Here is a 2,647-nt window from a genome sequence, read left to right as displayed (position 1 = left end):
TTTCATTCGGGTATTGGTTACAAAAAACCTATGGATGTTTATCTGAATTATACGCAAAATTATTATCAATTAGCTGCTTAACAATATAATAAAAATAGGAAACGAATTTGATTATTTTTTGTCTTGATTTCTCAGTCCATTATAATTACTTTCTATTTCAGCGGTTGCTTCTATTACTATTTTTTGAAATGTCACTAACTTTTCTTCAAGATTTTCTTGAGTTGTATCTTGTTTTTCTGCTGCTTTAGGTAAATCTTTTATATCTAGCTGCTTATTCTCATCATTTGTTACTGAAGCTTCTTGCTTCAATTTTAAACTCTATTGTTTTTCTTGCTTCTCTTCTGTATCAGCTTTATTAGCTAAATTATTTTTTTATTCGTCAATAAATCATATATATTTTTAAAACCATGTTTTGTAGCTAAGCTTAGTGCTGTTTCACCATTATTAGTAACCTGACTAATAGCCTGCTCTGACATTTTAGGTATAAGCATTTCACAAACTTTACTTAATGCCTTACTAGTAGCCAAAATTAAAGCTGTATCGCCGTTATTATTAACGTGATTAAATAGCCTGCTCTGACATTTTAGGTATAAGCATTTCACAAACTGTGCTTAATCTCTTACCCACAACCAAAGTTAAAGCTGTTTCGCCGTTATCAACTGTGTTTAATTCAGTAATATCCATTTTGGCAATTAAGTTCTGTGCTTCTATTTCACTTTCTGCTTTTATTGCTTCTATTAATTTATCGTATGAAGTCTGAAACCACCCTGTAAACATAATTATATCCTTATTAAATTCTATAAATTTTAATATTTTGTTAAAAATGAGCTTATAGATAGAATCATAGTAAAGAGTTTTAAGAATGCAATAGAAATTTAACTAAAAGTACGAATAAATGAGTTGAGGTTGCTTTAAGAAATATACAAAGTTAGTTTTTTGAGGATATTTAAAATTCGGTATTTAAAAGAGACTTAATACAAAAATTAGAACAAAAGGCGAATAAAAGGAGCATATGGATTTTTTAGAAAACGAAAAGAAACGCTGAAACCCAGAAAGGGCTTGGCGAGAGTGACGGGACTCGAACCCGCGACCTTCTGCGTGACAGGCAGACGCTCTAACCAACTGAGCTACACCCCCTTATATATAAGAGATAACAATATATAACAATTCTTCTATTTCTGCAAGAGTAAAATATCTTATTTTATCAAAAAATATACAACACCTAAGCCTCTAAACATTCCTGCTTATTATTATTAATCCAAATTAGTTACTATTAGTTGAAGCCTTGAAAATTATTATACTTTTTAAGGACTTTGTTAAAAAAGAAAAACCTATTGGTTATATTTACATTAACAAAATCTTATTTTATTAATAATTATTAGAGGTTTTATATGACTAAACCATATGTCATTAAATTAACTACTCCTCTTGAGCGTATTAAACTTTATAATCCTATACCCGATATTGCTCTTAGAAGTGCTATTATTATGCAGGCAATAATAGAAGCAACAAAAGCAGAATATAATGCTAAAAAGTGGCTTTTTGAAAATAATGAAAATTTTAATGCTACCTGCTTAGAAATGGACATTGAGCCTAATTATGTAAGAAAGACTGCTAAAAAACTAATTAAATCGCAACAAAATAAAGATAAGCGTCCTAAACTCTACGGCTAAAGTTTAAATTAAATTAATTTGTAATAAAACTCGAAATTACTCTAAATATAAATTAATTGTATAGGTGTTACTTAGTAACGCCTATACAATTAATTATTTCAGATTATAAAGGTTATTTATGATTATTTCAGTTTCAGCTCAACATATTTCGATCGGTAATAGCTTACAAGAATATTCCAAAGAGAGGGCTACGCAAGTCGTTAAAAAATATTTTACCGATATAATAAATATAGATATACATTTTTCAAAAGAGGGAATTAACTTTAAATGTGATATTATAGTAAAATATAGATCAGGTAAACATAGTGTAGTCAAAAGTAATGATAGTTGTAGCGATATATATGTAGCTTTTGATAAAGCTATGTCAAAACTAGAAAAACAGCTTAGAAAATATAAATCAAAATTCAAAAATCATCATGTGGGTAAAATAAAAATATCAGAAATTGCTTATGAAGGTACCAAATATATTATTAATCCGCAATCTGATAGTGACACCTCTAACTCCGAAGATAATGATAATCCGGCAATTATTGCTGAAAAGCCTGTAGAAATATTAAAATTATCAGTAAAAGAAGCGGTAATGAAAATGGATTTAGAAGATTTACCTACGGTAGTATTTAAAAATATCAATAATGATCGTATCAATATAGTTTATTATCGTAAAGACGGTAATATTTCTTGGGTAGATTATAATTAATGATTATTATCCCTTATAAAGGAGTTACGCCAAGAATCGATAAAACTGCATATATTGCCGAAAGCAGCTCTTTAATAGGAGATGTTGAAATAGGCAGTAATTCAAGTATTTGGTTTAATACGGTTCTTAGAGGCGACGTTGAATCAATAACAATAGGAAATAATACTAACGTGCAAGACGGTAGTGTAATTCATACTTCAAGATTTAACGGACCGGTAGAAATAGGCGATAATATGTAGAAGTCAAGATTTAATCTTACAGACATTATAAAAATTAT

5 protein-coding genes, 1 tRNA gene and 1 pseudogene are annotated in these 2,647 nt (G+C 28.7%); 3 read left to right on the top strand and 4 right to left on the bottom strand.

Features of this window, described 5'->3' with window-relative positions:
• Positions 1–111: 111 nt before the first annotated feature.
• The 4 genes from KYQ89_RS03665 to KYQ89_RS03650 form a co-directional block, all read right to left on the bottom strand.
• Entirely contained in the window at positions 112–309 is a 198-nt protein-coding gene (locus KYQ89_RS03665) for a hypothetical protein (protein ID WP_218460456.1), read from the bottom strand.
• Positions 310–359: 50 nt separating this feature from the next.
• Positions 360–602 carry an ankyrin repeat domain-containing protein gene (locus tag KYQ89_RS03660; RefSeq protein WP_371920402.1) on the bottom strand — a complete coding sequence of 81 codons (243 nt, stop codon included), beginning with the start codon at positions 600–602 and terminating at the stop codon, positions 360–362.
• Positions 562–777: a hypothetical protein gene (locus KYQ89_RS07775; RefSeq protein ID WP_256621243.1), complete on the bottom strand. Its 216-nt coding sequence runs from the start codon at positions 775–777 to the stop codon at positions 562–564. The genes KYQ89_RS03660 and KYQ89_RS07775 overlap by 41 nt, the downstream gene beginning before the upstream one ends.
• A gap of 283 nt (positions 778–1,060) precedes the next feature.
• Positions 1,061–1,137: transfer RNA gene (locus tag KYQ89_RS03650), tRNA-Asp, on the bottom strand.
• A gap of 254 nt (positions 1,138–1,391) precedes the next feature.
• Here KYQ89_RS03650 and KYQ89_RS03645 point away from each other — a divergent pair.
• The 3 genes and pseudogenes from KYQ89_RS03645 to KYQ89_RS03635 form a co-directional block, all read left to right on the top strand.
• Positions 1,392–1,673 (top strand): hypothetical protein, encoded by a 282-nt coding sequence (locus KYQ89_RS03645; RefSeq protein WP_218460454.1) that lies wholly within the window; start codon positions 1,392–1,394, stop codon positions 1,671–1,673.
• Between the two features lie 118 nt (positions 1,674–1,791).
• On the top strand, positions 1,792–2,370 hold the full coding sequence (gene hpf / locus KYQ89_RS03640) for a ribosome hibernation-promoting factor, HPF/YfiA family (RefSeq protein ID WP_218460453.1): 579 nt from the start codon (positions 1,792–1,794) through the stop codon (positions 2,368–2,370).
• Positions 2,370–2,606, top strand: a pseudogene (locus KYQ89_RS03635) (gamma carbonic anhydrase family protein); the annotation flags it as partial. The gene hpf and the pseudogene KYQ89_RS03635, both read left to right, overlap by 1 nt.
• Positions 2,607–2,647 lie beyond the last annotated feature (41 nt).

This window comes from Rickettsia sp. TH2014, from assembly GCF_019249195.1.
In the GTDB taxonomy this organism is placed as follows: domain Bacteria; phylum Pseudomonadota; class Alphaproteobacteria; order Rickettsiales; family Rickettsiaceae; genus Rickettsia; species Rickettsia felis.
Note: the sequence above shows the minus strand (reverse complement) of the source record. Positions and strands in the feature narration are given on the sequence as shown.